General features: G+C 61.7%; 4 protein-coding genes and 2 pseudogenes. 2 read left to right on the top strand and 4 right to left on the bottom strand.

Features of this window, described 5'->3' with window-relative positions:
- Both EOA86_RS22870 and EOA86_RS22865 read left to right on the top strand, forming a co-directional pair.
- Positions 1-459: pseudogene (locus EOA86_RS22870) on the top strand (chromosome segregation protein SMC); the annotation flags it as partial.
- Positions 460-606: 147 nt separating this feature from the next.
- Positions 607-1,593: an NAD-dependent epimerase/dehydratase family protein gene (locus tag EOA86_RS22865; RefSeq protein ID WP_206630103.1), complete on the top strand. Its 987-nt coding sequence runs from the start codon at positions 607-609 to the stop codon at positions 1,591-1,593.
- Positions 1,594-1,689: 96 nt separating this feature from the next.
- On the opposite strand, the gene EOA86_RS22860 is transcribed toward EOA86_RS22865, so the two are convergent.
- The 4 genes and pseudogenes from EOA86_RS22860 to EOA86_RS22845 form a co-directional block, all read right to left on the bottom strand.
- Positions 1,690-2,520 (bottom strand): BtpA/SgcQ family protein, encoded by an 831-nt coding sequence (locus EOA86_RS22860; protein WP_128343705.1) that lies wholly within the window; start codon positions 2,518-2,520, stop codon positions 1,690-1,692.
- A complete protein-coding gene (locus EOA86_RS22855) occupies positions 2,517-3,425 on the bottom strand; it encodes a PfkB family carbohydrate kinase (protein WP_128343703.1) in 909 nt (302 codons plus the stop codon). Before EOA86_RS22855 ends, EOA86_RS22860 begins: the two co-directional genes overlap by 4 nt.
- 3 nt (positions 3,426-3,428) lie before the next feature.
- The gene (locus EOA86_RS22850; protein WP_128343701.1) at positions 3,429-4,199 is read right to left on the bottom strand and encodes a glutamine amidotransferase; all 771 of its coding nucleotides are present in this window, start codon (positions 4,197-4,199) and stop codon (positions 3,429-3,431) included.
- Positions 4,200-4,216: 17 nt separating this feature from the next.
- A pseudogene (locus EOA86_RS22845) lies at positions 4,217-4,688 on the bottom strand (phosphotriesterase); the annotation flags it as partial.

Here is a 4,688-nt window from a genome sequence, read left to right as displayed (position 1 = left end):
GTGGTAAACGGTCATTTCCAGCGGCTGTTTTCGCATCTGTTCGGCGGCGGGACGGCGGAACTGCAACTGATCGAGTCCGACGATCCGCTCGAGGCCGGTCTCGAAATCCTTGCGCGGCCGCCCGGCAAGAAGCCGCAGACGATGACGCTGCTTTCCGGCGGCGAACAGGCGTTGACGGCGATGTCTCTGATCTTCGCCGTGTTCCTGACCAATCCCGCGCCGATCTGCGTGCTCGACGAAGTCGACGCACCGCTCGACGATCACAATGTCGAGCGTTTCTGCAATCTGATGGACGAAATGGCCGCCACCACCGAGACGCGCTTCGTCATCATCACGCACAACCCGATCACCATGGCCCGCATGAACCGGCTGTTCGGGGTGACCATGGCCGAGCAGGGCGTTAGCCAGCTCGTGTCGGTCGATCTGCAGGCGGCCGAGGCTCTGCGCGAGGCGAGCTGAAGCGTCGACAGCACAGCTTGTCGGTAGCGCCTATCGGCTATAGCACGAGCTGAGACGGTCCTTCATTCGGATGTAGCATTTTGATGTTGCACATGGTCGTTTCGGAAATCGATCTCGATTTCGCGATCATGTGCATGGAGAACCTTGTTGCCTATACTTGTCACTGGAGCCGCGGGATTCATTGGCAGCTACGTTTGCCACCACCTCTTGAGCAGGGGGGAAGCAGTCGTCGGCATCGACAATATGAACGACTATTACGACCTGGCGCTCAAAGAGGGGCGGCTCGCCCGCCTTCAGCCCCACAAGAATTTTTCATTTCATGAGATCGAGATCGCCGAACAGGGCGCGCTCGCCACCGCTTTGGCCGGGCAAGGCATAACCAGGATTGTCCATCTCGCCGCTCAGGCGGGTGTGCGCCACTCACTCGACAATCCGAGGCTCTATGTCCGTTCCAATGTCGTCGGCCATCTCGAAGTGCTCGAATTCTGTCGCGCGCAGCCAGCATTCGAGCATCTGGTCTATGCCTCGTCGAGTTCGGTCTATGGCGGCAACCGCAAGGTGCCGTTCAGCGAGACCGATCAGGTCGACAGGCCCGTCTCGCTCTACGCTGCTACCAAGAAGTCAGATGAATTGATGAGCCACACCTATGCCCATCTCTTCGGGGTGCCGCAAACCGGCTTGCGGTTTTTCACCGTCTACGGCCCTTGGGGCCGGCCCGACATGGCCTATTGGATATTCACCAAGGCGATCCTCGAGGGAAAGCCGATCCGGGTATTCAACAATGGCGAGATGTGGCGGGATTTCACTTATGTCGACGATGTGGTGCGGGCGGTCGTTGCCGTGCTCGACAAGCCGCCCATGGCCGATGCCCCACCCAGCAGGATTTACAATGTCGGCAACAACCGGCCGGTGCGGCTGGGCGATTTCATCGACACTCTGGAAAGACTGCTCGGTGTAAAGGCGATCCGCCACAGCGAGCCGATGCAGAGCAGCGACGTCGAGCGGACCTATGCCGACATGACGGCACTGGAGCGCGATTTCGGCTTCAAGCCGAGCGTTTCGATCGAAGATGGTCTGAAGAAATTCGTCGGCTGGTACCGGTCCGAATGGGCTGCAGGATCAACGACAAGGTGACTGCGGCCTGAGTGTCGTCGTTGCCTGTTGGCATCCGCGTTTGCGGCCCCGCGACTTCGCTCCGGCCACAAACAGAATGGCATCATTGCCGCTCGATCATCGCCTCAGCCCGGCCATGAAGGTCTTTACTCTGGCAGGGTCGACCTGGTTCCACCAGACGCCGTCATGCTTCAGTGCGCTGGCGATAATGACGCCATCGACGATGCCAAGGATATCGTTAGCATTGTCGGGCGTCACGCCGCTGCCGACCAGCGTCGGTAGGCCGGCGGCCTCCTTGATCATGCGGATGTAGCTCAGATCCGCAGCGTGCCCGGTGCGCTGACCGGTCGCAATGATGGCGTCGGCGTCGAAGAAGACCAGATCCTTGACCAGTTCCTCCACTGGCCGGTCGGCAACGATGGCATGTGCGCCATGCTTGACATGAGCATCGGCGAAAACGCGGATGCCGTTGGCGCGAAGCTTGGCGCGGTAGCGCGCCGCGCGACCCGACTCGCCCTCGACAAAACCCTCGTTGGCGACATAGGCATTCGCCCATTGATTGACGCGGATGAAACCCGCGCCGGCGGCACTGGCGATCGCAAGGGCAGGGATCGCGGCGTTAGCGAGCACATTGATGCCGACCGGCTTGCCGAGTTCGCGGCGGATACGGTCGGAAACGACCGCCATATAGGCCGCTGTCTCCGGTCCGATATCGTCAGGTTTGGCAAAGGGGATGTCGCCATGATTCTCGACGATCACGCCGTCACATCCGCCGTCGAGATAGGACCTCGCATCATCGAGACCCTGCTGATAGATCGCCTCGACCGCCTCGCCGTCAAAGCGCGGCGAGCCAGGGAGCGGCGCAAGATGAACGACACCGATCACCACCTTGGTGCGGCCGAAAAGTTCTAGAAGCGCGTCGGCGCCTGATTGGCCGAGTTGGGTCATGAGAGCTCCGTTTCATCGATGAGCGCCGCCATTTCAGGCGCGGAAGGACAGGATATCAATGTGCCAGGGCGAGTCACCGCAATTGCCGCGGCCGCGAGCGCGACCTTCAGCGCTGAGGTAACCGACATTCCTTTGGAAAGCCCGCCGGCCAGACAGCCGCAAAACACATCGCCGGCGCCGCTGGTGTCGAGCGCTTCGACGCCGGGCGCCGGCAAACGAAGCGGTGCTTCCTGGTCCGGGCCAAGCACGAGACAACCTTCCGCGCCAAGTGTGATCACGACTGTTCCGGCGCCTTTGGCCGCGAGCGCGTCGGCCGCAGCTGCCATATCACCCTCGCCGGTCAGTGCTTTCGCCTCGGATTGGTTCACGACCAACAGCTGCGCCAGACCGAAGTCAGGCAAAGCCGCCGCATTGACAGGACTGACGTTCAGGACGGTGCGCGCGCCAGTTTCCTGTGCTGCCCGCAGGCAGGCATTTATCGCGGCGCCTCGCAGGTTTCCCTGACAGACGACGATGTCGCCGAACGCGATCCGTCGCGCAAGTGCCGTTTGCGCGATCGGATCGAACGCTTCGCTGCAGGCGACACCGCTGACGATGAAGTTCTCGCCGCCGGCCTCAATGACGATGGTCGAGCGGTCGCTCGGCAGGTCGAATTCGCTCACCTCGAGGTCGGACAACTCCCTGCCGAGAGAGGCTCGGATCCATGCGCCTGCGCGGTCCTTGCCGAGCGCCGTCCAAAACGTCACCGCAGCACCCGTGCGCGCGGCCGCAACGGCCTGGTTTGCGCCTTTGCCGCCGAGGCCGTCGGCGTAGCTGCTGGCGCTCAAAGTCTCGCCGGCGGCGGGGAAGCGGCCGACGCGAAACATCGTGTCTACGCAGGCATTGCCCACGACATGGACATGCATCGCTCAGCTCTCATCGGTCGCCCAGCTCAGCATCTGTTCGAACAGGGTTTTGTAGCCTTTCCAGGCGATGAACTCCGGTGGCAGCCAATGCGGCCCGACATCGGATGTCCAGGCCGCAGTGCGGCCGTTGCCATAGTGGCCGGCGACGAGCAGCGGCAGCGATCCGTAATCCGATGACACGGTTGCCAGAACTTCCGCCCCGTCTTTCAGCGTCACCTCGTTGAAGCCGAGCAGGATTGGCCAAGCCGAACCGAGACCCTTCAAGATCGGGTGGTCCGAGGGGCCTTTCAGAACAGGCGAAAACCCTTCCGGCACCTCGACGCGGTCGTCGAAGGCGAGGCAGTTCACCGGCAGCACCTCCTCGACCGGCGTCTTGCGATAGCGCGCGCCGCCATTAATGCCCTGGAAGCTATAATAGCCGCCAAACATCAAAAGCCCGCCGCCGTCGCGCACATAATCGCGCAGCAGGCGCAAACGGTTCGGCGTCGGCTTCGAGTGAACCCAAGTGTCGGGATGCAGAAGCAGCGTGTTGGCGCCGATGTCGGAGAGCACCACCGCATCATAGGCCGAAAGCGCCTCCATTGTTTGCGGAAAGCTGCGCTGCGCCTCATGCGCCGGCATGAAGGTCAGATCGAAGTCGGTCGCCTTCAGCGCCGTCAGCAATTCGTCGGCGCCGGTGTGATAGGTGACCGTCGGAAACTGGTCGAAGCCTTTGATATGGGTCGCGGTCGACACCCAGGATTCACCGGCTAGCAGAATCTTTTTCTTGGACATTTGAACTCCGTCGTAAGTCAGTTCCGCGGCGAGAACACAGCCCTCGGATTGGCGACCAGCATGCGGTCGATGGCCGGTTGCTCGACGCCATGCCGTTTCAGGCGCGGTACGAAATGCTTGAGGATATAGCCGTAGCCGAAACCGCCGAAGCGGGTCAGCATGATCTTGAGGAACACATCCTGCGACAGCAGCAGGCGGTCGCCGAAGCCGGCGTCGATAAGTGCCGCAATTGCCCGTGCATTCTCCTCATCGGAGGGCGATTGCGCGTCCTGATCGGCATAATAATAGTCCATGCCGATCATGTCGTATTCCAGGAAAGCGCCGCGCCGGGCGAGGCTTGTCTGATAGTCGAGATCGTTGTGGCTGGGGTTCATATGGCAGAGCACGGTGTGGCGAAGATCGGCGCCCTCTGCCTCGACGACATCGAGCACCTCGTGTGCCAGCCGCTCCCAGCCGGGCAAATGGATCGACAGCGGCACGCCCGTGATG

The organism is Mesorhizobium sp. M5C.F.Ca.IN.020.32.2.1, from assembly GCF_004023105.1.
Lineage (GTDB): Bacteria > Pseudomonadota > Alphaproteobacteria > Rhizobiales > Rhizobiaceae > Mesorhizobium > Mesorhizobium wenxiniae.
The sequence above is the reverse complement of the archived record's forward strand: the minus strand, read 5'-3'. Positions and strand labels throughout refer to the sequence as shown.

Coding starts and splice junctions, on each gene's coding strand:
- EOA86_RS22860 (WP_128343705.1), bottom strand. CDS start 2,520: ATGACCCAACTCGGCCAATCAGGCGCCGACGCGCTTCTAGAACTTTTC.
- EOA86_RS22850 (WP_128343701.1), bottom strand. CDS start 4,199: ATGTCCAAGAAAAAGATTCTGCTAGCCGGTGAATCCTGGGTGTCGACC.
- EOA86_RS22855 (WP_128343703.1), bottom strand. CDS start 3,425: ATGCATGTCCATGTCGTGGGCAATGCCTGCGTAGACACGATGTTTCGC.